Source organism: Nonomuraea sp. 10N515B (genome assembly GCF_052245915.1).
Lineage (GTDB): Bacteria > Actinomycetota > Actinomycetes > Streptosporangiales > Streptosporangiaceae > Nonomuraea.
In genome coordinates, this window is sequence record NZ_JBQQBQ010000042.1 from 1 (window position 1) to 22,497 (window position 22,497).

Below are 22,497 nucleotides of genomic sequence, written 5' to 3' on the forward strand. Positions count from 1 at the left end.
CGTTCACCCGGAAGGTGCGTCCGTTCTGTGCGATGTTCATGATCTCAGCAGTCAGATCATCGCAGGTCGGAGGCACCTTCTTTTAGTTATCGATCTTCAGAACGAAATACCGGCTGAATAGCCGAGGCTGGATCGGCGCCAGCCGCGGTCAGCTCCCCCTGCTGCGTCGCCGGCGGCACGCGTTCCCAGCGCCGCCGGAGTATGTCACCTGCGGCGGGCAGAGCCCGAAACGTTCCGGAAACCGTCCAGCGGGCGTACGATCCGGCCATGGCAGTCCTCCACCCCAGACGGGTGGCCTGGGAAGGCGCTCGGATCTTCGTCTTCGCCGCCAACACGGACGCCTACTGGTGGCTCAGCGACACGGTCGGGCACTACCTCGGGCTGATGTATCAGCTGCAGCTGTGCGAGACCCGGCTGCGCCTGCAGGCGGAGGACGACGCGTTCTACGCCGAGGCCGGGGCGTGGCGGGCCCGCCTGGACGAGCTGCTCGACACCCACCCGGAGACCGCCTCGATCCTCACCCAGCTGATCAGCGAGACATCCTTCCGTCTTCGGATGAAAAGGCACGAATCCGGTGGCGGGGGAGGCAAGTGGTAGCCGGGGATCTTTGGGATGGGTGACATATCGGAAAGGCTGTGCGCCATGATTGGGACAAGTGGCCGTCACCGCAGACGGGCTGGCGGCGGCACGAACTCCACCCTGCTCCGGGAGATCGCATGGCCCGACCGCTGATCGGAATCACCGCCTACTTCGAAGCCGCCCGCTGGAGCGACTGGGTGCGGGAGGCCGTGCTCTCCCCGCCCTCCTACGCCAAGGCGGTCGCGCGGGCAGGGGGTGCGCCCGTGGTGCTGCCGCCGCTCGGCCCCCACGCCATCGAGGACTACGTACGCGGGCTCGACGGCGTGCTGCTGGCCGGCGGCGTCGAGATGGCGGCCGCCTCCTACAACGGCGAGCAGGACGAGCGCGTCCCCGAGCCGCAGGTGCACCGCGACCGCTTCGAGCTGGCCCTGGCCAGGGCGGCCGTGCGCGCCGACGTCCCCATCCTGGCCATCGCCAGGGGCATGCACGTGCTCAACGTCGCGCAGGGCGGCACGCTGATCCCGTGGCTGCCCGAGATGCTCGACCACGACCGGCACGGCGAGCCGGGCGCCACGCACGCGATCCAGGTCAGCGTCTCCAGCAAGCTCGGCAAGGCGGTCGGCGACCACGTCGAGGTCGTCGCGCCGCACCACCAGTCCGTCCGGCGGCTCGGCAGCGGCCTGCTGGCCGTGGCCTGGGCCGATGACCAGATCGTCGAGGGCATCGAGCTGCAGGGCCACAGGTTCGGCGTGGGCGTGCAGTGGCACCCGGAGCGGGGCGCGGACAACCGGCTCTTCGATGCGTTCATGGAGGCGGCCCGCTAGGCTGCGATCATGCCGCTGCACCCCCAGGCGCGGGACTACCTCGCCTCCCTCGGGCCGGACGAGGACACCGACTTCGACGCGATCACACTGGCCGAGATCCACGAGAGGCGCGCACAGCCCGACGGCGTCGCGCTCCACCGCGGCCCGCTCACCAAGCTGCCCTTCGTCCGCGACGAGGTGGCCGAGGGCGTGCCCATCCGGATCTACCGCGCCGACCCGGGCGACGGGCCGCTGCCCGTGGTGGTCTACTTCCACGGTGGCGGCTGGGTGTTCGGCAGCATCAGGCGGTCCGACGCGTTCGGGCGCTTCCTGGCCGTCCACAGCGGGGCGGTGGTGGTGTCGGCCGACTACCGGCTGGCGCCGGAGCATCCGTTCCCCGCCGCCGCCGACGACGCGTTCACCGTCGTGCGCGACATCTTCGCCCGGCCCGCCTTCTACCAGAGCAATGGCAGCGTGGCGGTGGTCGGCGAGAGCGCGGGCGGCAATCTCGCGGCGGTCGCGGCCTGGCAGGCCCGCGACGCCGGGCTGCGGCTGGCGCATCAGGCTCTCGTCTGCCCCGTGCTGGACGCCGCCATGGACACGCCCAGCTACGCCGAATGCGCGAAGGGCTACGTCCTGCCCGCCGCGGAGATGGCATGGTTCGCGCGGCAATACGCCGACGGCGTGGATCACGCCGACCCGCGGTTGTCCCCGCTGCGGCTGCCCGACGTCGCGGGGCTGCCTCCCGCGACCGTCGTGACGGCCGAATACGACGTGCTGCGCGACGAGGGCGAGGCCTACGCCCGGCGGCTGGCCCAGGCCGGCGTGCCGGCCGAGAGCCGCAGGTATGACGGCGCGCTGCACGGTTTTTTCGCCCTGCCCGGCCTGTTCGACCAGGCGGTCGAGGCCCGTGATTACGTGGCGCGACGGCTCAGGGAATCGTGGTGACCTACGACGCCTACACCAAGCTCGCGATCGACACCCCGGCCGGCGGCGTGCTGCGGATCACGATCAGCGAGCCGGGCAGGCTCAATGCCGTCGACATGACCGCGCATCGCGAGCTGGCCGAGATCTGGCGCGACGCCGGCCGCGACGAGAGCGTGCGGGCGATCGTGGTCAGGGGAGAGGGCCGGGCGTTCTCCGCCGGCGGCGACCTTTCCATGATCGAGGAGATGACCCGCGACCACGCCACCAGGCTGCGCGTGTTCGCCGAGGCCCGCGACATCGTCTACAACGTGCTCAACTGCGCCAAGCCGGTCGTCTCCGCCATCCAGGGGCCCGCCGTGGGCGCCGGGCTCGCGGTCGCGCTGCTGGCCGACATCTCCGTCGCCGGCCGCACCGCGCGCATCATCGACGGACACACCAGGCTCGGCGTCGCGGCGGGCGACCACGCCGCGATCGTCTGGCCGCTGCTGTGCGGCCTGGCCAAGGCCAAATACCACCTGCTGCTGTGCGAGCCGGTCACGGGAGAGGAAGCCGAGCGGATGGGCCTGGTGAGCCTCTGCGTGGACGACGACCAAGTGGACGACAAGGCCATGGAGATCGCCGTCCGGCTCGCCGCAGGCTCCCAGGAGGCGATCAGGCTGACCAAATACTCGCTCAACAACTGGCTCCGGCTGGCCGGGCCGACCTTCGACGCCTCGCTGGCCATGGAGTTCCTCGGCTTCACCGGTCCCGACGTGGCCGAGGGAGTGCGCGCCCTGCGGGAGAAACGGCCCCCGTCCTTCGGCTGAGGGCGGGCGTGTGCTTCCCCAGGCCTCGGGTAGACGCAGGCTCATGAAGGACAACGATGTGATCGACCTGCTGCTACGCCAGCACGAGGAGATCAAAGGCCAGTTCGACGAGGTCGAGAACGCCGCCCCGGAGGACAAAGAAGAGGCCTTCCGAAGCCTGGTGCGGCTGCTGGCCGTCCACGAGACAGCGGAGGAGGAGATCGTCCACCCGTACGCGCGCCGCAAGCTCGACCACGGCCAAGAGGTGGTCGACGAACGGCTGGCCGAGGAGAACGCCGCCAAGGACATGCTCACGCAGATGGAGAAGGACGGCGTCGACCATCCTCAGTTCGCCACCAACCTCGCCACGTTGCGCAAAGCCGTCGTCGCGCACGCCGAGCACGAGGAACACGAAGAGTTCCCCAAGTTCAAGCAGGCCACCGGCGACAAGGAGCGTCAGGCGATGGCCGTCGGGGTGAAGGCAGCGGAGGCCATAGCGCCCACGCACCCGCACCCGGGGGTCGAGACGGCGGCGCAGAACCTGCTCGTAGGCCCGCCCGTCGCCATCATGGATCGGGCCCGGGACGTGATCCGCAAGGCTATGGGCAAGCCGGGCTGAAGCGCGAGCAGGGCCGAGCACCCGGGGCAGTGAGGTAGTTGAGCAGGAGCTCCTCCGCCGCGGGTGCCCCTTTTTTCCGTCAGAGCCTGGGACGGCGCGCGTGGAAGACGAACGCCGGGGGAGCGTTGCGCCACACCGTGCGTCCCCGTACGACCTCTTCGAAACGCTCGGCCAGCAGCTCACGGAAACGCCGCGCCGAGTTGAGCGGGATGGCGTGAATGTAGGAGAACGTCGTGAAGGCCGCTCCCTGGCACATCGACGCCGTCACCGCACCCAGCAGATCCCTCTGCAGGCCTTCCGGGAAAGCCGCCCACGGCAGCCCGCTCACCACCACGTCCGCCTGCCGCAATCCCCGTTCCCGCAGGAGCTCGCCCAGGTGCGCCGCATCCGCGTGCGCCACGTCCACGGAGGGGAAACGCTCGGTGAGCAACCGCGCCAGCGGCCCGTTGACCTCCACGGCCAGATGGTGGCCACGCCCGGAGAGCCGCTGCTGGATCTCCGCGGTGAACGACCCCGTGCCGGGGCCCAGCTCCACCACGGTCGGCTCGCCACGCTCGGGGATCGGCGTGCACACCGCGGCGGCCAGCTGCCGGGAACTCGGCGCCAGCGCGCCGATCATGGCAGGGGAGCGGAGGAACTGACCGAGAAAGAGAGCAGTGCCGTTAGACATAGGACAAAACTAGGGCCAAGATCTGACCAATCGCTCCCCCCTGAGGACGGTCCCTGCGGCCACAAGGAGGAGGAGGGGTCCTCCGCCGGGAGGATTGGCCCTTCATCGCGGCCGGATACCGTGTGCCCATGCGTTGGCGCGGTGTGCCGCTGGATGTCCTGCTGGCCGTTTCGGGTGTGGCTCTGGCCCTGTTGACCACGGCCCATGCGGGCGAGACGAACTCTCTGCCCGCGGAGCTGAACATCCCGATGGCGCTCCTGGCGGGCCTGCCCATGGGGCTGGTCCGGCGGTGGCCGGTGCCGGTCACCCTCTACCTGGCCGTCCTGCTCGTCGTCACCGACCAGCTGGGATCGCTCACCTCGAACAGCGCGCAGATCCTCGTGTGCGTCGCGCTCGGCGTGGCCGGGTTCCGGTCCGGCCGGCGGGCCACGGTGGTGGCCGTGGCCGCCACGATCGGCGCGACCGCGGTCAACATCGCCGACCCCGGCATCGCGCTCACCGCCAACGCGTGGATGTACGCGGTGCTGCTGCCGGTCTTCCCCGCCGTGCTGGGCGCCTACCTGCGCAGCTCGGCCGGGCGCCTGGAGGAGCGCGACGTCACCCCGGACGCGCTGCTGGCGGCCGCCGGGGTGGCGATCACCGTGCTCAGCACCTGGACCTCCTGGCATTCGGGTACGCAGCCCGTCTGGGTCGTCGGGCTGCTGGCCGTGGTCGGCGGCCTGGCACTGGGCATCGCCCGGCGCTTTCCCGGGCTGGTCTTCCTCCTGCAGGGCGTACTGCTGCTGTCCGCCGACACCTACCTGAACGACGCCGTCAACACGTGCGTGATCCTCACCCTCATCGCGGTCGGCGTGTTCGCCATGCGCGTGGCCTCCTGGCCGTGGACGGTGGCGGCGTACTTCGCCGGCTGCCTGCTGACCGCGATCGCCGTGGTCGGCGACGACACCGACATCACCCCGTTCCGCGTCGGCGTGCTCATGACGCTGGTCGCCACCCCCATCGCGATCGGCCGCTACCTCGGCGTGCGGCAGTCCGCCGTGGCCGCCGACCGGCTGCGCGCCGAGGAGGCCGCCCGGGCGGCGCTCGCGCAGGTGCGGGCCGACCAGCTGGCCGAACGCGAGCGCATCGCCCGCGACGTGCACGACATCGTCGCCCACCACGTCGGCGCCATGGTGCTGCGGGCCGGCGCCGCCCGCTACACCGCGCCCGACGGCCCCGTCGCCGACGCGCTCAACGACATCCGCGAGACCGGCCATCAAGTGCTGCAGGACCTGCGGGACCTGCTCGACCTGATGCGCGAGGGGACCCGGCCGGACAACGAGCCCCACCTGCTGGCCAACCCCGCCGACGTGGTGCGCGAGTCGGCCGAGCGCATGGCCGCCGCCGGGCTCGTGGTAGACCTGGACCTCGACCCGGCCACCGACCAGGCGCCGCTCATCGCCCGCACCTCCGCCGCCCGCATCGTCCAGGAAGGACTCACCAACGTGCTCAAACACGCAGGCCCCGGCACCCGGGTCCGCGTCAGCGTGGCCCCCGCCGGTGAGGGGCTGTCGGTGGAGATCCGCAACGGCCGGCCGCCCACCAGCATCGAACGCCTGCCGTCCTCCGGCCGCGGGCTGTCCGGCATGCGCGAGCGCGTGCGCGCGCTCGGCGGCACCCTCACCGCCGGCCCCGACGGCGAGGGCGGCTGGCTGCTGGCCGCCAGCCTGCCTGCGCGCCTGCCCTCGGGGAGCGCCGTGTGATCCGCGTGCTGGTGGCCGACGACCAGGCGCTCGTCCGCGCGGGCGTGCGCATGCTGCTGCAGGCCGCGGGCGGCATGGAGGTCGTGGGCGAGGCCGAGGACGGTGCCGAGGCGGTCCGCCTGGCCGACCGCCACGTGCCCGACGTGATCCTCATGGACCTGCGCATGCCCAGGGTCGACGGCCTCGAGGCGATCAAGCGGGTGCTGGCCGCCCGCCCGGCGAGCAGGATCGTGGTGCTGACCACGTTCGCCGAGGACGCCAACGTCTACGCCGCCCTGCGGGCCGGGGCCGTCGGCTTCCTGGTCAAGGACGACGAGCCGGAGCGCATGGTGGAGGCCGTGCGCCGGGCGGCGGCCGGCGAGCAACTGCTCGCGCCGTCGGTGCTGCGCAGGGTCGTCGACGGTTTCCTGGCGGCCGAGGAGCAGGCCACCGCGCCGCCGCCCCCGGGGCTGACCGAACGCGAGGTGGAGGTGCTGGCCCTGGTCGGCACCGGCCTGTCCAACGCGGAGATCGCCGAGGAGCTGCACGTCGGCGTCACCACGGTCAAGACCCACATCGCCGCCGCGATGGAGAAACTGGGACTGCGCAACCGCATCCAGGCCGCGGTCGTGGCGCACCGCACCGGCCTCGTGGACGCCTCCTTCCGCCCGGTACGCCGCGGCCCCGGCTGACGCCTCCCTGGCCCCGGAGGTTCAGGTGTCCGCCGTCCGGCGGATCGGCGATCATCCCGCAGGGTGACGCCGCGGCGCTGATCCGGGCGCGGTCACCGGCAACCGCGCGCCGCCGCTAAGGTTTCAGGTGTGCCCCAGGATGTGTACGTCAAGATCTGCGGGTTGACCGAGCCCGAGCACGTGGCCGCCGCGGTCGAGGCCGGCGCCGACGCCGTCGGGTTCGTCATGACCCGCAGCCCCCGGCAGATCGCGCCCGAGCGGGCCGCCGAGCTGGCCGCGCTGGTCCCCGCCCACGTGCTGACCGTCGGCGTGTTCCGCGGCGAGGACCCCGGCACGGTGCGGGCGGCGGCGCTGACCTCCGGCGTGCGGGCCGTCCAGCTGCACGGCAGGCACCCGCATGGCGACTTCACCGCGCTCAAGGACCTCGGAGCCGCCTTGATCAGGGCGGTGGACGCCGAGGCCGACCTGCGGTGCGGCGCCTACGACGAGGACCTGCTCCTCGTCGACGCCCCCCACGCGGGCTCCGGCCTGCCGTGGGACTGGGCCGCGATCCGCGGCCGCCCGTCGGGCAGGTGGCTGCTGGCCGGCGGCCTCGCCCCGGCCAACGTGACGGAGGCGATCGCCGCCGCCGAGCCGTGGGGGGTCGACGTGTCCAGCGGCGTGGAGTCCTCGCCCGGCGTGAAGGACCCGGCCCTCATCACGGCGTTCCTGCAGGCGGTGCGCGGCGCCCGCCCCGTAAGCCGATCGGCGTGACGGAGGAGCTCGCGCGCGCCGCCGCGCTGGCGCGACAGGGCGCGGCGGCCGACCTGGCCCGCGCGGTCGGCTTCATGCGCGCCTTCGCCCGCCGCAGGGCGCCGCGGACGCTCCCGGTGCCCGGCGGCTTCGCGGTGCTCGACGACCGCTACCCGGGCTCCTACGACGACAACAAGCTGATCGTCGGCGCCGGTGACGGTCCCGGCCCGGCCTCCGGCGCACTGTTGCGAGCGGCGGACGAGGTCCTCGCCGAGCGTGCCCACCGGCTGGTGTCGGTCGACGACGACCGCCTGGGCACGGCGCTGGCGGACGCGTTCGCCGCCGCCGGCTACGACCACGAGACCAACGTGGTCATGGCCTTCCGCGGCGCGATCCCGGCCGACCCGCCCGCCGCCGAGCACCTCGAGCTGGAGGAGCTGCTGCCGGTGCTGCGCCGCGACTGGCGCCGCAGCCTGCCCCAGGCCCCGGAGCACGTGATCGACGACCTTGTCCGCCGCGTGGAGACCCGGCTGCGCGGCGCCGACGTGGTGGCCTTCCGCGGCATGCGCGCTCCGGACGGCCGGATCGCCGCCAGGGCGGACCTCTACGCGCACGGCGGCGTGGCCCAGATCGAGGACGTCTTCACCGGCGAGGAGCACCGGGGCCGGGGATACGCGCGCGCCCTGATCACCGCGCTCCTGGCGGAGGCGGCGGGGGCCGAGCTGATCTTCCTGGTGGCCGGCGCGTCCGGCTGGCCGAAGGAGTTCTACGCCCGGCTCGGCTTCGAGGAACTGGGCCGCGTCCACGCGTTCCTGCGCACCTGACCGGTCCCCGGGCAGTCCGCCGCAGGCGGGGCCGCTGTGGTGGAGTTCCAGGCAGTAGGGTCTGCCTCGTGAGCGAAACTTCCGCCGAGGACCGGATCTGGACGGTTCCCAACCTGCTGAGCTTTCTGCGCCTCCTCGGCGTGCCCGTGTTCCTCTGGCTGGTTCTCGGGCCCAAGGCGGACGGGTGGGCCATCGGGGTCCTCGCGGTGGCCGGGTTCACCGACTGGCTCGACGGGAAGATCGCTCGCGCGTTCAACCAGACCAGCAAGCTCGGCCGGGTCATCGACCCGGCCGCCGACAAGCTGTATGTGGGCGCCACGATCCTCGCGCTGCTGCTGCGCGACGTCATCCCCTGGTGGCTGGTCGCGGTGATCGTGGCGCGGGAACTCTTCGTCGCGAGTTGCTTCCCCGTACTCCGCAAATACGGCTATAGGGCACTTCAGGTGCATTTCCTGGGCAAGGCCGCCATGTTCAACCTCATGTATGCCTTCCCTCTCCTCTTCCTTGCATCCCACACTGGGTGGTATGCCGATGTAGCCCGAATTGCCGGATGGGCGTTCGCACTCTGGGGAACAGGCCTCTACTGGTGGGCAGGGGTGCTGTATGCGGTACAGGTGCGGCAGCTCGTAACGTCGGCCAAAAAGGAGTGATCGGGTGAAGGCGGTCGTCATGGCGGGCGGGGAGGGCACTCGGCTGCGTCCGATGACCGCCAACCAGCCCAAACCCTTGCTCCCCGTGGTCAACCGCCCGATCATGGAGCACGTGCTGCGCCTGCTCAAGCGGCACGGCGTCACCGAGACGGTGGTGACGGTGCAGTTCCTCGCGGCGTTGGTGCGCAACTATTTCGGCGACGGCGACGAACTCGGCATGAGCCTCCAGTACGCCACCGAGGACCTGCCCCTCGGCACCGCGGGCAGCGTCAAGAACGCCGCCGACCGCCTTCGCGACGATCGATTCCTGGTGATCTCCGGCGATGCCCTGACGGATATCGATTTAACGGAAATGATCCGATTTCACCGGGAAAATGCGGCGCTTGTGACAATCGGCCTGAAACGCGTACCGAACCCGCTCGAGTTCGGCATCATCATCGTCGACGAACAAGGCCGCGTGCAGCGCTTCCTCGAGAAACCCACCTGGGGGCAGGTCTTCTCCGACACCGTCAACACCGGCGTCTACGTCATGGAGCCCGAGGTCCTCGAGGCCGTGGCGGCCGACGAGCCCGTCGACTGGTCATCCGACGTCTTCCCCGCCCTGCTCGAGCGCGGCGCCGCCCTCTACGGGTACGTGGCCGACGGCTACTGGGAGGACGTCGGCACCCACGAGAGCTACCTCAAGGCGCAGGCCGACGCCCTGTCCGGCAAGGTCGCCCTGGACATCGGCGGCTTCGAGCTCTCGCCCGGCGTCTGGGTCGCCGAGTCGGCCTCGGTCGACCCCGACGCCGTGCTCAAGGGCCCGCTGCTCATCGGCGAGTACGCCAAGGTCGAGGCGGGCGCCGAGTTACGCGAGTTCACCGTGCTCGGCAACAACGCCGTCGTGCGGGAGGGCGCGTTCCTGCACCGCGCGATCGTCCACGACAACGTCTACCTCGGCCCGGGGGCCCACCTGCGCGGCTGCGTGATCGGCAAGAGCACGGACGTGATGGCCGGGGCCCGCATCGAGGAGAACGCCGTCGTCGGCGACGAGTGCGTCATCGAGGCCGAGGCATACGTCTCCAGCGGCGTCAGGGTCTACCCGTTCAAGACCATCGAGGCGGGCGCGGTCGTCAACACGAGCGTCATCTGGGAGTCGCGAGGCCAACGCAACCTGTTCGGCCCCCGGGGCGTCAGCGGCCTGGTCAACGTCGAGATCACCGCCGAGCTGTGCGTGCGCCTGGCCAGCGCGTACGCCACCACCCTGAACAAGGGCGAGCACGTCGTCACCTCCCGCGACTGCTCACTGGCCGCCAGGGCGCTCAAGCGGGCCGTCAACGCCGCGCTCACCGCCAGCGCCATCAACGTGCTCGACCTGGAGGCGGCCCCGCTGCCGGTGGCCCGCTTCCACACCGGCCGCGAGTCGGCCGCGGGCGGCATCTCGCTGCGTACCACGCCCGGCGATCCGCAGAGCGTCGACATCGTCCTCATGGACGGCCGCGGCGCCGACCTGCCGCCGGCCGCCCAGCGCAAGCTGGAGCGGGTCTTCTCCCGGCAGGAGTTCCGCCGCGCCTTCCCCGGCGAGATCGCCGAGCTCACCTACCCGGCCAGGGCGGTCGAGGACTACACGCGTGAGCTGCTGCGCCACGTCGGCATGGACGGCATCAGGGACATGAAGGTCGTCGTCGACTGCGCCGGCGGCACCTCGTCGCTGGTGCTGCCGGCGTTACTCGGCCGGCTCGGGGTGGAGGTGCTGACCGTGAACGCCCGCCTCGACGACCTCTCGCCCACCGAGACGCTGGCCGAGCGCCGCCGCGACCTGCAGCGCCTGTCCGAGCTGGTCAGCTCCTCGCGCGCGGCCTTCGGCGTGCGGTTCGACCCGGTCGGCGAGCGCATCGCCCTGGTGGACGAGATGGGCCAGCTCATCAACGACGAACGGGCGCTGCTCGTCGTGCTCGACCTCGTCGCCGCCGAGCGCCGGGGCGGCCAGGTGGCGCTGCCGGTCACCACGACCAGGGTCGCCGAGCAGGTCTGCCGCTTCCACGGCGTGCAGGTGCAGTGGACCTCCACCGCGCTGGACGCCCTCACCTCGGCCGCCGCCGGAGCCGACATGATCTTCGCGGCGGACGGGCGGGGCGGGTTCGTCGTGCCCGAGTTCAGCCCGGCCATCGACGGGCTGGCCGCGTTCATGCGCCTGCTGGGGCTGGTCGCCCGCACCCGCCTGTCGCTCAGCCAGATCGACGCCAGGATCCCCGAGGTCAAGCTGCTCAAGCGGGCCGTGCCGACGCCCTGGGCGGCCAAGGGCGCCGTCATGCGCTCGGTCATCGAGGCGGCCGAGGCCGAGGCCGAGGGCCACAGCATCGACACCACCGACGGGGTGCGCGTGACCCACGACGACGGGAGCTGGGTGCTGATCCTGCCCGCCGCTACCGAGCCCCTCACCGATCTGTGGGCCGAGGCACCCGACATGGACGGCGCCCAGGCGCTGCTCGAACACTGGGCGCGCATCGTGGAGCAGGCCGCCACCTAGGGGCCGGTCACCGAGTGTCATCTGAAAAAGTTCGCCCGCGAAGCGCGCGGACGGCGCCGCAAGATCGTAATGTTGAAACGCGCGGCGGCATGGACCACGGGGCGGAAGCGGCGGTAACTTTGTCTGCGTCCACACCACAGTCCAGCGCCCCGAGTTGACCTTTACCGCTGATCAGCGTATGTTGCGGCATTCGCAAACGTGAAAAAGCGAAGCGAGGCGCGCCCCGAGCACCGTCGCCGCGTCTTCGCGGTAGGAGGCCGAGCCGATCGATGCCGAGCGTCTACTGCACGCAGTGCGGGCACGCCAACCCCGAGGATGCCCGTTTCTGTTCCCGTTGTGGGTCACCGCTGACCAGACCCGAGGTCTCCGGGGACACCACGTCGACGATCTCCGTCGCGGGAATCGAGGCATACGAGGCTGAGACAGGTGACATGCTCCTGGCCGAGCGGGCGCTCGTCGAGCAGCTGCCGCCCGGCACGGCGTTGCTCACGGTGACCAGGGGCCCCAATCAGGGGAGTCGTTTCCGGCTCGACAAGGAGCTGACCACGACCGGGCGCCACCCGGAGAGCGACATCTTCCTCGACGACATCACGGTCTCCCGCCGCCACGTCGAGTTCTACCGGCATCGTGGTGGCCAGTTCTCCGTCCGCGACGTCGGCAGCCTCAACGGCACCTACGTCAACAGGGAGCGGATCGAGGAGGTGCCGCTGCACTCCGGCGACGAGGTGCAGATCGGCAAGTTCCGCCTGGTCTTCCTGATGCGGGGCAACGCCGGGGCATGAGCGAGTCAAGCGAGCGACGCATGGACACGGCCCCTGGGCTCATGAGGCCGAAGGTCGCATGAGCGAGCGAGGCGAGCGACCGGTGGACACAGCCCCGCTCGGGCTCGTGAGGCCGAAGGTCTCATGAGCCCGCAGGCGGCACGCTCGCATATGAGCATCGGGGAGGTGCTCGCGCTCCTGCAGGGCGAGTTCCCCGATGTCACGATCTCCAAGATCAGGTTCTTGGAGGGCGAAGGGCTGATCGAGCCCGAGCGCAGCCCCTCCGGCTACCGCAAGTTCACGCATCTGCACGTCGAGCAGCTGCGTTTCATCCTCACCGAGCAGCGCGACCACTACCTGCCGCTGCGGGTGATCAAGGACAGGATGGCCGAGAGCTTCGGCCGCCCCCGCGCGGTGCAGGACAAGCACGAGGTCAAGCTCAGCCGTGCCGAGCTGCTCGAGGCCGCGGAGATCGATGAGGAGACGCTCACCGAGCTGGAGGACTACGGCCTGCTCGCCCCGGTGGCCAGGCGCTACGACGAGGAGGCGCTGAAGGTCGCGCGCACCGTCGGCGCCCTGGCCCGCTTCGGCCTGCACGCCCGGCATCTGCGTGCGGTCAAGGCGGCGGCCGAGCGCGAGTGCGGCCTGGTCGAGCAGACCGTCGCGCCCGTGCTGAAGCGGCGCGCCCCCGGGGCCGCCGGCGAGGCGGAGGAGATCGCCAGGGAGCTTTCGGCCCTCTTGCTCGATCTGCACGCATCTCTGGTGCGCACGGGCGTACGGTCGGTGCTGGGCCGTTGAGAGCGGGGCGAGCAGGGAGCCGACGGCACATTCCAGGCCCGCCGGGTGTTACGTTGAATTGAAGTAGCCAGTCGAGCGAAGAGCTGTGCCGGGTGACCGGTCAGGAATACGGAGCAGCCCGTGTTGCAGATGGAGGTCGTGGGCGTAAGAGTTGAAATGCCCACAAACCAGCCGATCGTCTTGCTCAAGGAGGCACACGGGGAGCGGTTCCTTCCGATATGGATTGGCATGACCGAGGCGACGGCGATCGCCCTGGCCCAAGCGGAGGAGCCACCGCCGCGGCCGCTCACCCATGACCTTTTCCGTGACGTCCTGAGCGCCCTGGGCGTCGGCCTGCGGGCGGTCAACATTGTGGCGCTGCGTGACGGCATCTTCTTCGCCGATCTGGTGTTCTCCAACGGCGTGGAGGTGAGCGCGCGGCCGTCGGACTCGATCGCGCTCGCCTTGCGCACCGGAGCCCGCATCTTCGCCAGCGAGGAGGTGGTCCAGGAGGCCGGCGTGGTCATCCCCGACGACCAAGAGGACGAGGTGGAGAAGTTCAGGGAGTTCCTTGACACAATCACTCCCGAAGACTTCGGCAGGGCGGGGTAGGTATTTCGGTGCATTTACGCTTCACGACGCGCCGAGCCGGATCGTTGACTGAGCATGGTCACGGTCCTACGGTGCAAGTGAAACCCGTGGCCGCCCTTCATGAACCCCCAGATCAGGCCACGGGATGAGAGAAAGCCGGAGGTCCGCGTGGCGGTCAGCAGCGGCGAGGGAAAGACGGCCGGCCAGGAAGATCCGGTACGGCGTGAGGACGCGCGGCAGCGTGCCGGGGAGCAGGGTCTGCTCTTCGACGAGCAGCCGGCGGCGTTGCCGGGCGACATCGGATACCGCGGGCCCACGGCCTGCGCGGCGGCCGGCATCACCTACAGGCAGCTCGACTACTGGGCGCGCACGGGCCTGGTAGAGCCCACGATCAGGGCCGCGCAAGGCTCGGGCTCCCAGCGGCTCTACAGCTTCCGCGACATCCTGGTGCTCAAAGTCGTCAAGCGGCTCCTCGACACCGGAGTGTCGCTGCAGCAGATCCGCACGGCCGTGCAGCATCTGCGCGATCGCGGGGTCGCCGACCTCGCCCAGATCACGCTCATGAGCGACGGCGTCAGCGTCTACGAGTGCACCTCCGCCGACGAGGTGATCGACCTGCTCCAGGGCGGCCAGGGCGTGTTCGGCATCGCGCTCGGCCGGGTCTGGCGCGAGGTCGAGGGATCCCTCGCGGAGCTGCCGGGGGAAAGAGCGGCGGTCGAGGACACCGTCCCGGCCGACCACCCCGCTGACGAGCTCGCCCGGCGCCGCCGCGCCCGACGCATCGGGTGAAATCCCCTTGTAACGCATAGGGGCTGTAATGTAGGACAGCAAGGCTGACGACCCCGTGCGGGAGAGTCTCTGGGGCCCACGGGTCCCGGGGCGCCGAAGGAGCAACCCTCCCCGGAATCTCTCAGGCACCCCGTACCGCTCGGGCGAGGCAACTCTGGAAAGCAGGCGCGCCCGCCAGGCGTGCCTCACCGACGGTGCAAGCCCCTGTTCACGGGGGTGAAGCTCTCAGGTCGCGGTGACGCCGCGCTGACAGAGTGGGGAGATCCGGCACTCGCCCGCGCCCTGGCGCCGGTCTCCATAGCCTCGGGAGGCACTGTCCATGACCGACCTGTCAGCTCCGCCGTTCTCATCCCGGCACATCGGCCCCTCCGCTGCCGAGCAGCAGCGCATGCTCGAGGCCGTCGGCTTCGAGTCCGTGTCCGACCTGGTGGCCGTGGCCGTCCCCGAGGCCATCAGGGCCAAGGACCGGCTCCAGCTGCCCGCCGCCGCGAGCGAGACCGAGGCGATCGCCGAGCTCCGCGCCCTCGCCGACCGCAACCGGGTGCTGACCTCGATGATCGGCCTGGGCTACCACGACACGATCACGCCCGCGGTGATCCGCCGCAACCTGCTGGAGAACCCGGGCTGGTACACCGCGTACACGCCCTACCAGCCGGAGATCTCGCAGGGCCGCCTCGAGGCGCTGCTGAACTTCCAGACGGTCGTCTCCGACCTCACCGGCCTGCCCGTCGCCGGGGCCTCCCTCCTCGACGAGGCCACCGCCGCCGCCGAGGCCATGACGCTGGCCCGGCGCGCCGGCAAGTCCAAGAGCAACGTGTTCGTGGTCGACGCCGACGCGCTGCCGCAGACCAAGCGGGTGCTGGCCACCCGCGCCGAGCCGCTCGGCATCACGCTCGTGGAGCACCCGCTCGACGGCGAGCTGCCCGAGTGCTTCGGCGTGCTCGTCCAGTACCCGGGAGCCTCCGGGCGGCTGCGCGACTTCCGCGCCGTGGCCGCCGCCGCGCACGAGGCCGGCGCGCTCGTCGTGGCCGCCGCCGACCTGCTGGCCCTCACGCTCGTGGCCACGCCGGGCGAGCTCGGCGCCGACATCGCGATCGGCTCCTCGCAGCGTTTCGGGGTGCCGTTCGGGTTCGGCGGGCCGCACGCCGCTTACATGTCGGTACGCGAGGGGCTGCAGCGGCAGATGCCCGGCCGCCTGGTCGGCGTGTCCGTCGACGCCGACGGCGACCCCGCCTACCGGCTGGCCCTGCAGACCCGCGAGCAGCACATCCGCCGCGAGAAGGCCACCAGCAACATCTGCACCGCGCAGGTCCTGCTCGCCGTCATCGCCGGCATGTACGCCGTCTACCACGGCCCCGACGGGCTGCGCCGCATCGCCCACCGGGTCCATCGGCACGCCGTCGCCCTCGCCGACGGGCTGCGCGAGGCCGGCCTGGAGGTCGTGCACCACGAGTTCTTCGACACCGTCCTGGTCCGCGTGCCCGGCCGGGCCGCCGAGGTCGTCGCCGCGGCCGCCGAGCGGGGCGTCAACCTCTGGCAGGCCGGCGCCGACCACGTCTCGGTCGCCTGTGACGAGAAGACCGGCGCCGCCGAGGTGACCACGGTGTGGTCGGCGTTCGGCATGGACGCCTCCGAGGTGGCCTTGGACGCCGACGCGTTGCCCGCCGCGCTGCTGCGCGAGTCGGCGTACCTGACCCACCCGGTCTTCCACGGCCACCACTCCGAGACGGCGATGCTGCGTTACCTGCGCAAGCTGCAGGACAAGGACATCGCGCTGGACCGCTCGATGATCCCGCTCGGCTCCTGCACCATGAAGCTGAACGCCAGCACCGAGATGGAGCCGATCACCTGGCCGGAGTTCGCCGGGATCCACCCGTTCGCGCCGGAGGCCCAGGCCGAGGGCTACACGGAGCTGATCGGCACGCTGGAGCGCTGGCTGGCCGAGGTCACCGGCTACGACGCGGTGTCGATCCAGCCGAACGCCGGCTCGCAGGGCGAGTTCGCCGGGCTGCTGGCCATCCGCGCCTACCACCGCGCGAACGGCGAGAGCGGGCGCGACGTCTGCCTCATCCCGTCCTCCGCGCACGGCACCAACGCCGCCAGCGCCGTCATGGCGGGGATGCGCGTGGTGGTCGTGGCCTGCGACGCCGACGGCAACATCGACCTGGCCGACCTCGACGCCAAGATCGACAAGCACCGGGACGCGCTGGCCGCGATCATGGTGACGTACCCGTCGACGCACGGCGTCTACGAGGAGAGCATCACCGAGGTGTGCGCCAAGGTGCACGGCGCCGGCGGGCAGGTCTACGTCGACGGCGCCAACCTCAACGCGCTGGTCGGTCTGGCCAAGCCGGGCGAGTTCGGGGCCGACGTGTCCCATCTCAACCTGCACAAGACGTTCTGCATCCCGCACGGCGGCGGCGGCCCGGGTGTCGGCCCGGTGGCGGTGCGCGCCCACCTGGCGCGCTACCTGCCCGGCCACCCGCTGCACAACGACACGCCCGTCGGGCCCGTCTCGGCGGCCCCATACGGGTCGGCGGGGATCCTGCCGATCTCGTGGGCGTACATCAGGATGATGGGCTCGGATGGCCTGACCGCGGCGACCGAGCAGGCCATCCTGTCGGCCAACTACCTCGCCCGGCGCCTGGCCCCCCACTACCCGGTGCTGTACACCGGGCGCGGCGGGCTGGTCGCCCACGAGTGCATCATCGACCTGCGGCAGATCACCAAGGAGACCGGCGTCACCGTGGACGACGTGGCCAAGCGGCTCATCGACTACGGCTTCCACGCGCCCACCATGTCGTTCCCGGTGGCCGGGACGCTGATGATCGAGCCGACCGAGAGCGAGGACCTCGACGAGCTCGACCGGTTCGCGGAGGCGATGATCGCCATCCGGGGGGAGATCTCCAAGGTGGCGTCCGGCGACTACGACAAGACCGACAACCCGCTGCGCAACGCGCCGCACACGGCCGAGTCCGTCGTCGCCGACGAGTGGGCGCACCCTTACTCGCGGACCGAGGCCGCCTACCCGGTGCCGTCGCTGCGGGACGGCAAGTACTGGGTGCCGGTGCGGCGCATCGACCAGGCGTACGGGGACCGCAACCTGGTGTGCTCGTGCCCGCCGCTGGAGGCCTACGAGGACTGAGTCGTCCGGCCGGCCCTGAATCGAGGGCCGGCCAGTCCTTCAGCGTCAACTGAGCAGACATGATCGCCAGAAGTGGTTAAGCTTCGTGCGACCGTCGCCAGAAGGAGCTCTCTTGACGTTCTCAGAGCTGGAGACACCGCCCCTCGACGCCGCCCGCCGCCTCGCCGAGGACGGTGATCTCGACGGAGCCGCCGCCATCCTGGGCCGGCTGGCCGCCGACCCTGAAGGACCCGACCAGGCCCAGGCCGCCGTGGGGCTGGCCGTGGTGCTGGAGGAGCGCGGCGACGTCGAGGCCGCCCGCGCCGCGGCCAGGACCGCGCTGGCCACCGGCCATCCTGAATACGCCGCGCAGGCCGCCTGCCATCTCGCGCAGGGCTTCGAGCGGGAGGGGCGGGCCGAGCAGGCCCGGGCCGCCTGGCAGGCCGTGCTGGGCGTCGGCACCGCCGCGTACGTGCCGCTGGCCCATCTCGCGCTGGCCCGGCTGGCCACGAGTCTCGAGGAGGCGGAGGGGGAGCTGCGGGCCGCCATGGCGGCCGGCGACGGCCAGATCGGCGCGCACGCGGCCCGGCAGCTGGCCGATCTGCTGATGGAGCACGACGAGCCCGGGATGGCGGCCGACGTCCTCATGGAGGCGCTGGAGTCGGCTCCCGAGGAGGACGTGCCGGGACTGCGGGTGCAGCTGGGGATCGCGCATCTGGAGCTGGCCTGCGCCGAGTTCGCCGACACCGTGGAGGCAGGCGCCGACCCCCAGACCAGCGCGCTGGCCATCGAGCTGCTGGCCCGCACCCTGCCGCTGCGCGGGCGGGAGGAGGACGCCGAGCGGGTGTGGGCGTACGGGCTGGAGCACGAGGACGAGAGCCTGGCAGCCGAGGTCCGCCTCCGCTACGACCGCGACGCCTGACCGGCCCGGCTCAGCCGCGGCGCATGATGGCCGCGGCGGCGGCCACGTTGATGATGACGATCGCCAGCCAGGTGATCGTCAGTCCCACCAGGCCGGCGTTGCCCGCCGCGATCGCCGTCAGCGGGATGCCGATGCCCATCGAGCCCAGCGCGATCGGGATCATCGCGGCGCCGGGGTTCTTGCCCTGGTGCCGGTGTGGGGCGGCGCCGCGTACGGCCAGCTCGGCCTGCACGCGGGCGGCGATCGTCTCGTCGAGACGTTCCACGAACGACTCGACCAGCGCGGCTTCGTAGTCCGGGCCGAGATCGCGGCGCGCGTCGAGCGTGGCCTGCAGATCATCCCGGAGGGGACGCTTGTCTGGCATAGGAAAATCATGCCCCGTACGCGGCACGCCGTCATCAGCCCTGAGGGGTAGGCCGGAATCGTCCGAAGGTACGGTTCTCCCATGGAGGTCATGACCCCGCGAGGACCCGCGATGGTCGAGGTCGACGAGGTGGCCGAGCCGCGGCTGCTGCTCGTGCTGACCCACGGGGCCGCCGGGGGAGTGGACGCTCCCGACCTGGTGGCCGTGCGTGCCGCCGCGCTCGGGGCCGGGGCCGTCGTGGCGAGGGTGACCCAGGCCTTCAGGGTGGCGGGGGCGCGGGCGCCCGGCTCGCCGGCCCGGCAGGACGAGGCGTGGGAGATCGTCCTGAGCGAGCTGCGTGCGCGGTGGCCGGAGCTGCCGCTGGTGCAAGGCGGGCGGAGCAACGGGGCGCGGGTCGCCTGCCGTACGGCCCAGGCGGTCGGCGCGGCGGCGGTCGTGGCGCTGGCCTTCCCGCTGCATCCGCCCGGCAGGCCTGAGCGGTCCAGGGCCGAGGAGCTACGCGGCGCCGGGGTGGACGTGCTGGTGGTCAACGGAGACCGTGATCCGTTCGGCATCCCCGACGCGGCGGACGCGGCGCGCCTGGTGGTGCTGCCGGGGGAGGGCCACGACCTGAAAAAGGACCCCGTCCGGGTGGGCGAGGTAGTGGCGGAGTGGATCACCCACTACGCGTAGGTCCGTAGGTCAGGCCGCGCCGACCGCGGGCCGGTGCGGTTCGATGCTGGCACCGCTGGGCAGGAGCTCCCCGGTGTCCTCGAACAGGACGACGCCGTTGCAGAGCAGGCTCCATCCCTGCTCGGGGTGGCAGGCGAGAGTGCGTGCCTTCTCGCGGTCTGGCGCCTCTGCATCCGGACAGGCCGGGTCGTGCGGGCACATCGGCGTGCCTCCGATATCTCGTGAAATGCCCCCGCTGAGGGACGGGAGCGGCTCGGGTTGTCGTTTTGGCAAGTGTGCGATGTCCGTCACACATTCCGACATAGTCCCTTCGGACTGTTACAGGGGGGTCCCCGGAACGTGTGACCTTCGACACAGCGTGCCTTATGCAGGATAACGGGCCAAGCGTGACACGCGCATCACGTTTGCAAACCCTTGAGGAGAGCGTCGAGTCCGCGCTCGAAGTCCATGTCGGCTCTTTCATCCCGTCTTACCCACTCGTCGACTTCGGGATCGGCCCAGCCGGACTGCTGGACCTCGACGGCGACGCTGCCGAACACGAAGGCCCGCAGCGCGCGTACGGCCTGCGCCGCGTCGTCCAGGCCGCCGTCGGCGAGTTGTTCGACCTGCTCCCTGATGGCGAGGGCCGTGGCACCCTTCGGGGGTTTGGTCAGGGCCAGGGCGAGCACGCCCGGGTGCTCGCGCAGCAGCTCGCGCTCGGCCCGGCACCAGGCCTTGGCCGTCTCCTGCCAGGTCGGGCCCTGCTCCACGAGCACGGTGGTGACGTGCTCGGCCAGGGCGTCCATCAGCGCCTCCTTGCCCCGGGGCAGGTGGTGGTAGATGGCCATGGCCTCCACCTGCAGGGCATCGCCCAGGCGCCGCATGGTCAGCCGGCGCAGACCCTGGCTGTCGGCGATGTGGAGCGCGGCCTCGATGATGCGCTCGCGGGAGAGGGGGACGGGTGGTCGCTTGGCGGGCATGGCGATCATCTTACAATGTAAAGGGCGCCGCGCCGGGGTGATTTCAGTTCGTGTCGCGCGACGGCGTACTCTTGGCGGTTGAACGAGGTGCAGGCTGGCGAAAGGGCAGGGTCGATGGCGTTTTTCCGTCCGCGGGTGAGCCGTGAGGCCGAGGTTCGCTATCACGCGGACCAGGAGATCTCCAAGAGCTTCCCCGAGCTGCTCGAGAAGGCGCGGCAGGCCGAGCAGCTGCTGCGGGAGCTGCGGGCCGCGGCGGCCGACGACATCGAGCTGCTGGCCGCGGGGCGGGCGTTCGACCGGGCGCTGACCGACGCGCTGCGGGCCGCCGAGGCGGGGCAGCGGGCCACGTTCGGGGTGAAGTCCTACGACGATCGGATCGCGCGGCGCAAGGCCCGGGCCACGCCGGCCGGCCGGATGTGGACCGATGAGGTGGAGCGGCTGCGGACGCTGCGCGAGGAAAACCGGCTCTGGGGGATCCCGAGCGTGCCCCGCCCGGTGCCCTCCACCGTCTGACTCGACGCGCGCATGGAAAAGCCCCGGTCACGCCTCCCTCGTGTGGCCGGGGCTTTGCTTCAGAGCGGTCAGCTGGCCCAGTCGAGCAGCGGGCGGGTGTTGCTCGGGTGGCGCAGCTTGGACAGCGACTCCTTCTCCAGCTGACGGATCCGCTCCCGGGTCAGCCCCAGGTGCTTGCCGATCTCGTCGAGCGTGTGCGGCTTGCCGTCCACCAGGCCGAACCGCAGCGCCATGATCTTCGACTCCCGCGGCGAGAGGTTGTCGAGCACACCGCGCAGCTGGTCGCCCAGCAGCTGGCGGTCGACGATCTCCGAGGCCTCCGGCGAGTCGACGTCCTCGATGAGGTCGCCGATCGTGGTCTCCCCGTCCTCGCCGATCGTCGCGTTCAGCGAGATCGGCTGGCGGCTGGTGCGCAGCAGCTCCTCGATCTGGTCCGGCGTCTTGTCCAGCTCGACCGCCAGCTCCTCGGGCGTGGGCTCGCGCCCCAGGCGCTGGTGCATGTCACGCTCGATCCGCGACAGCTTGGAGAGCATCTCCAGCACGTGGACGGGCAGCCGGATCGTTCGCGCGGAGTCGGCGAAGCCGCGCTGGATGGCCTGCCTGATCCACCACATGGCGTAGGTGGAGAACTTGAAACCCTTGGTGTAGTCGAACTTCTCCACGGCCCTGATCAGTCCCAGGTTGCCCTCCTGGACCACGTCCAGCAGGGACATGCCGCGGTCGGTGTACTTCTTGGCCACCGAGACGACCAGCCGCAGGTTGGCCTCCAGCATGTGGTCCTTGGCCTGCCGGCCGTCCTCGATGACCATGCGCAGGTCCTCGCGGACGTCCAGCGGCAGCTCGGGGTGGGTCTCCAGCTTGTACTCGGCGTACAGTCCGGCCTCGATCCGCCTGGCCAGCTCGACCTCCTGCGCCGCGGTCAGCAGCGTGCGGCGGCCGATGGACTTGAGGTAGGTGTGCACCGAGTCGCCCATGGTGGACTGCGTGTCGTCCAGGTCGAGCTGCTCGGTCTCGATTTCTTCGTTCTCAGAGGTCATGACGATGTCGTCGGGCACGTCCTCCTCGTGTTCCGGCTTGGGGTCGGGCGGGACGACGCCCTTCGCCGCGGCCGGCATGTCGGTTTTTGCCTTGGCCGCCTTGCGGCCGGTAGCCTTGGCTCGCGAGGTCGAGGACTTCTTCGGAGCGGCTTCTTCCTGCTCCTCGGTGGCCTTCGGCTGTGCGGGCTTCCTGGTGGCGGGCTTCTTGGGGGCGGTCTTGCTGAGAGACGGCTCGTTCTCGGCGGCCAGGCTCACGCCGGCCTCCGACAGTTCGCGCAGTATCGTGCGGCCCTCAGAGGGGCTGATCCCGGCTTCGGCGAACGCGTCACGCAGCTCCGCCAGAGAAAGGTGACCCTGGTTACGCCCTCGTTCAAGCAATTGGTCGAGAGTCGCGGGTGGGGTCGCCACGGCGGATGTGGGCATGAGGACACCTCCTCCGTACGGAGTAGAAGCGATCAGGCAGGTTATGGCGGGCGG

At 71.1% G+C, this 22,497-nt stretch carries 24 protein-coding genes and 2 riboswitches; of the genes, 19 read left to right on the forward strand and 5 right to left on the reverse strand.

Annotated features, from left to right (window positions below):
* The first annotated feature begins 267 nt into the window (after positions 1-267).
* The 5 genes from ACTWQA_RS41085 (at position 268) to ACTWQA_RS41105 (ending at position 3,713) form a co-directional block, all read left to right on the forward strand.
* Positions 268-597 carry a hypothetical protein gene (locus ACTWQA_RS41085; RefSeq protein ID WP_305918866.1) on the forward strand — a complete coding sequence of 110 codons (330 nt, stop codon included), beginning with the start codon at positions 268-270 and terminating at the stop codon, positions 595-597.
* A 119-nt stretch (positions 598-716) separates the two neighbouring features.
* Entirely contained in the window at positions 717-1,403 is a 687-nt protein-coding gene (locus ACTWQA_RS41090; RefSeq protein ID WP_443164305.1) for a gamma-glutamyl-gamma-aminobutyrate hydrolase family protein, read from the forward strand.
* Between the two features lie 9 nt (positions 1,404-1,412).
* A complete protein-coding gene (locus tag ACTWQA_RS41095) occupies positions 1,413-2,330 on the forward strand; it encodes an alpha/beta hydrolase (RefSeq protein WP_443164306.1) in 918 nt (305 codons plus the stop codon).
* Positions 2,327-3,115 carry an enoyl-CoA hydratase/isomerase family protein gene (locus tag ACTWQA_RS41100; RefSeq protein ID WP_443164307.1) on the forward strand — a complete coding sequence of 263 codons (789 nt, stop codon included), beginning with the start codon at positions 2,327-2,329 and terminating at the stop codon, positions 3,113-3,115. Before ACTWQA_RS41095 ends, ACTWQA_RS41100 begins: the two co-directional genes overlap by 4 nt.
* A gap of 43 nt (positions 3,116-3,158) precedes the next feature.
* Positions 3,159-3,713: a hemerythrin domain-containing protein gene (locus ACTWQA_RS41105; protein ID WP_443164308.1), complete on the forward strand. Its 555-nt coding sequence runs from the start codon at positions 3,159-3,161 to the stop codon at positions 3,711-3,713.
* A 79-nt stretch (positions 3,714-3,792) separates the two neighbouring features.
* Here ACTWQA_RS41105 and ACTWQA_RS41110 read toward each other — a convergent pair whose 3' ends face one another.
* Positions 3,793-4,383, reverse strand: coding sequence for a class I SAM-dependent methyltransferase (locus ACTWQA_RS41110; RefSeq protein WP_443164309.1), 591 nt, complete (start codon positions 4,381-4,383; stop codon positions 3,793-3,795).
* 128 nt (positions 4,384-4,511) lie between these two features.
* Between ACTWQA_RS41110 and ACTWQA_RS41115 the strand changes: the two genes are divergently transcribed.
* The 12 genes from ACTWQA_RS41115 to ACTWQA_RS41170 all read left to right on the forward strand — a co-directional run bounded on the left by ACTWQA_RS41115 (position 4,512) and on the right by ACTWQA_RS41170 (position 18,475).
* On the forward strand, positions 4,512-6,125 hold the full coding sequence (locus ACTWQA_RS41115; RefSeq protein WP_443164310.1) for a histidine kinase: 1,614 nt from the start codon (positions 4,512-4,514) through the stop codon (positions 6,123-6,125).
* Positions 6,122-6,796 (forward strand): response regulator, encoded by a 675-nt coding sequence (locus tag ACTWQA_RS41120; RefSeq protein WP_443164311.1) that lies wholly within the window; start codon positions 6,122-6,124, stop codon positions 6,794-6,796. The genes ACTWQA_RS41115 and ACTWQA_RS41120 overlap by 4 nt, the downstream gene beginning before the upstream one ends.
* 129 nt (positions 6,797-6,925) lie before the next feature.
* Entirely contained in the window at positions 6,926-7,549 is a 624-nt protein-coding gene (locus tag ACTWQA_RS41125; RefSeq protein WP_443164312.1) for a phosphoribosylanthranilate isomerase, read from the forward strand.
* On the forward strand, positions 7,546-8,352 hold the full coding sequence (locus tag ACTWQA_RS41130) for a GNAT family N-acetyltransferase (RefSeq protein ID WP_443164313.1): 807 nt from the start codon (positions 7,546-7,548) through the stop codon (positions 8,350-8,352). The genes ACTWQA_RS41125 and ACTWQA_RS41130 overlap by 4 nt, the downstream gene beginning before the upstream one ends.
* A gap of 68 nt (positions 8,353-8,420) precedes the next feature.
* Positions 8,421-9,002 (forward strand): CDP-alcohol phosphatidyltransferase family protein, encoded by a 582-nt coding sequence (locus ACTWQA_RS41135; protein ID WP_443164314.1) that lies wholly within the window; start codon positions 8,421-8,423, stop codon positions 9,000-9,002.
* Positions 9,003-9,006: 4 nt separating this feature from the next.
* Positions 9,007-11,511 carry a sugar phosphate nucleotidyltransferase gene (locus ACTWQA_RS41140; RefSeq protein WP_443164315.1) on the forward strand — a complete coding sequence of 835 codons (2,505 nt, stop codon included), beginning with the start codon at positions 9,007-9,009 and terminating at the stop codon, positions 11,509-11,511.
* Positions 11,512-11,780: 269 nt separating this feature from the next.
* Complete coding sequence (locus ACTWQA_RS41145) at positions 11,781-12,293, forward strand: FHA domain-containing protein (protein WP_106237610.1); 513 nt, start codon at positions 11,781-11,783, stop codon at positions 12,291-12,293.
* A 150-nt stretch (positions 12,294-12,443) separates the two neighbouring features.
* Entirely contained in the window at positions 12,444-13,070 is a 627-nt protein-coding gene (ftsR, locus tag ACTWQA_RS41150) for a transcriptional regulator FtsR (RefSeq protein WP_443164316.1), read from the forward strand.
* A 120-nt stretch (positions 13,071-13,190) separates the two neighbouring features.
* On the forward strand, positions 13,191-13,661 hold the full coding sequence (locus tag ACTWQA_RS41155) for a bifunctional nuclease family protein (RefSeq protein ID WP_020539830.1): 471 nt from the start codon (positions 13,191-13,193) through the stop codon (positions 13,659-13,661).
* Between the two features lie 147 nt (positions 13,662-13,808).
* A complete protein-coding gene (locus ACTWQA_RS41160) occupies positions 13,809-14,429 on the forward strand; it encodes a MerR family transcriptional regulator (protein WP_138669872.1) in 621 nt (206 codons plus the stop codon).
* 48 nt (positions 14,430-14,477) lie between these two features.
* Positions 14,478-14,577, forward strand: a riboswitch (glycine riboswitch).
* Positions 14,578-14,692, forward strand: a riboswitch (glycine riboswitch).
* A gap of 56 nt (positions 14,693-14,748) precedes the next feature.
* The gene (gene gcvP, locus ACTWQA_RS41165) at positions 14,749-17,574 is read left to right on the forward strand and encodes an aminomethyl-transferring glycine dehydrogenase (RefSeq protein ID WP_443164317.1); all 2,826 of its coding nucleotides are present in this window, start codon (positions 14,749-14,751) and stop codon (positions 17,572-17,574) included.
* A 112-nt stretch (positions 17,575-17,686) separates the two neighbouring features.
* Positions 17,687-18,475, forward strand: a complete 789-nt coding sequence (locus ACTWQA_RS41170) for a hypothetical protein (RefSeq protein WP_443164318.1) — start codon at positions 17,687-17,689, stop codon at positions 18,473-18,475.
* Between the two features lie 10 nt (positions 18,476-18,485).
* Here ACTWQA_RS41170 and ACTWQA_RS41175 read toward each other — a convergent pair whose 3' ends face one another.
* Positions 18,486-18,839: a hypothetical protein gene (locus ACTWQA_RS41175; protein ID WP_443164319.1), complete on the reverse strand. Its 354-nt coding sequence runs from the start codon at positions 18,837-18,839 to the stop codon at positions 18,486-18,488.
* A gap of 81 nt (positions 18,840-18,920) precedes the next feature.
* Between ACTWQA_RS41175 and ACTWQA_RS41180 the strand changes: the two genes are divergently transcribed.
* Complete coding sequence (locus ACTWQA_RS41180) at positions 18,921-19,511, forward strand: alpha/beta hydrolase family protein (RefSeq protein ID WP_443164320.1); 591 nt, start codon at positions 18,921-18,923, stop codon at positions 19,509-19,511.
* Between the two features lie 9 nt (positions 19,512-19,520).
* On the opposite strand, the gene ACTWQA_RS41185 is transcribed toward ACTWQA_RS41180, so the two are convergent.
* A complete protein-coding gene (locus tag ACTWQA_RS41185) occupies positions 19,521-19,712 on the reverse strand; it encodes a DUF5999 family protein (protein ID WP_443164321.1) in 192 nt (63 codons plus the stop codon).
* 197 nt (positions 19,713-19,909) lie between these two features.
* Positions 19,910-20,470 carry a TetR/AcrR family transcriptional regulator C-terminal domain-containing protein gene (locus ACTWQA_RS41190; protein WP_443164322.1) on the reverse strand — a complete coding sequence of 187 codons (561 nt, stop codon included), beginning with the start codon at positions 20,468-20,470 and terminating at the stop codon, positions 19,910-19,912.
* Positions 20,471-20,605: 135 nt separating this feature from the next.
* On the opposite strand from ACTWQA_RS41190, the gene ACTWQA_RS41195 reads away from it, so the two are divergent.
* Positions 20,606-20,983 (forward strand): hypothetical protein, encoded by a 378-nt coding sequence (locus ACTWQA_RS41195; RefSeq protein WP_443164323.1) that lies wholly within the window; start codon positions 20,606-20,608, stop codon positions 20,981-20,983.
* Between the two features lie 68 nt (positions 20,984-21,051).
* Here the strand turns inward: ACTWQA_RS41195 and ACTWQA_RS41200 are convergent, their stop codons facing one another.
* Positions 21,052-22,443 (reverse strand): RNA polymerase sigma factor, encoded by a 1,392-nt coding sequence (locus ACTWQA_RS41200; RefSeq protein ID WP_443164324.1) that lies wholly within the window; start codon positions 22,441-22,443, stop codon positions 21,052-21,054.
* Positions 22,444-22,497 lie beyond the last annotated feature (54 nt).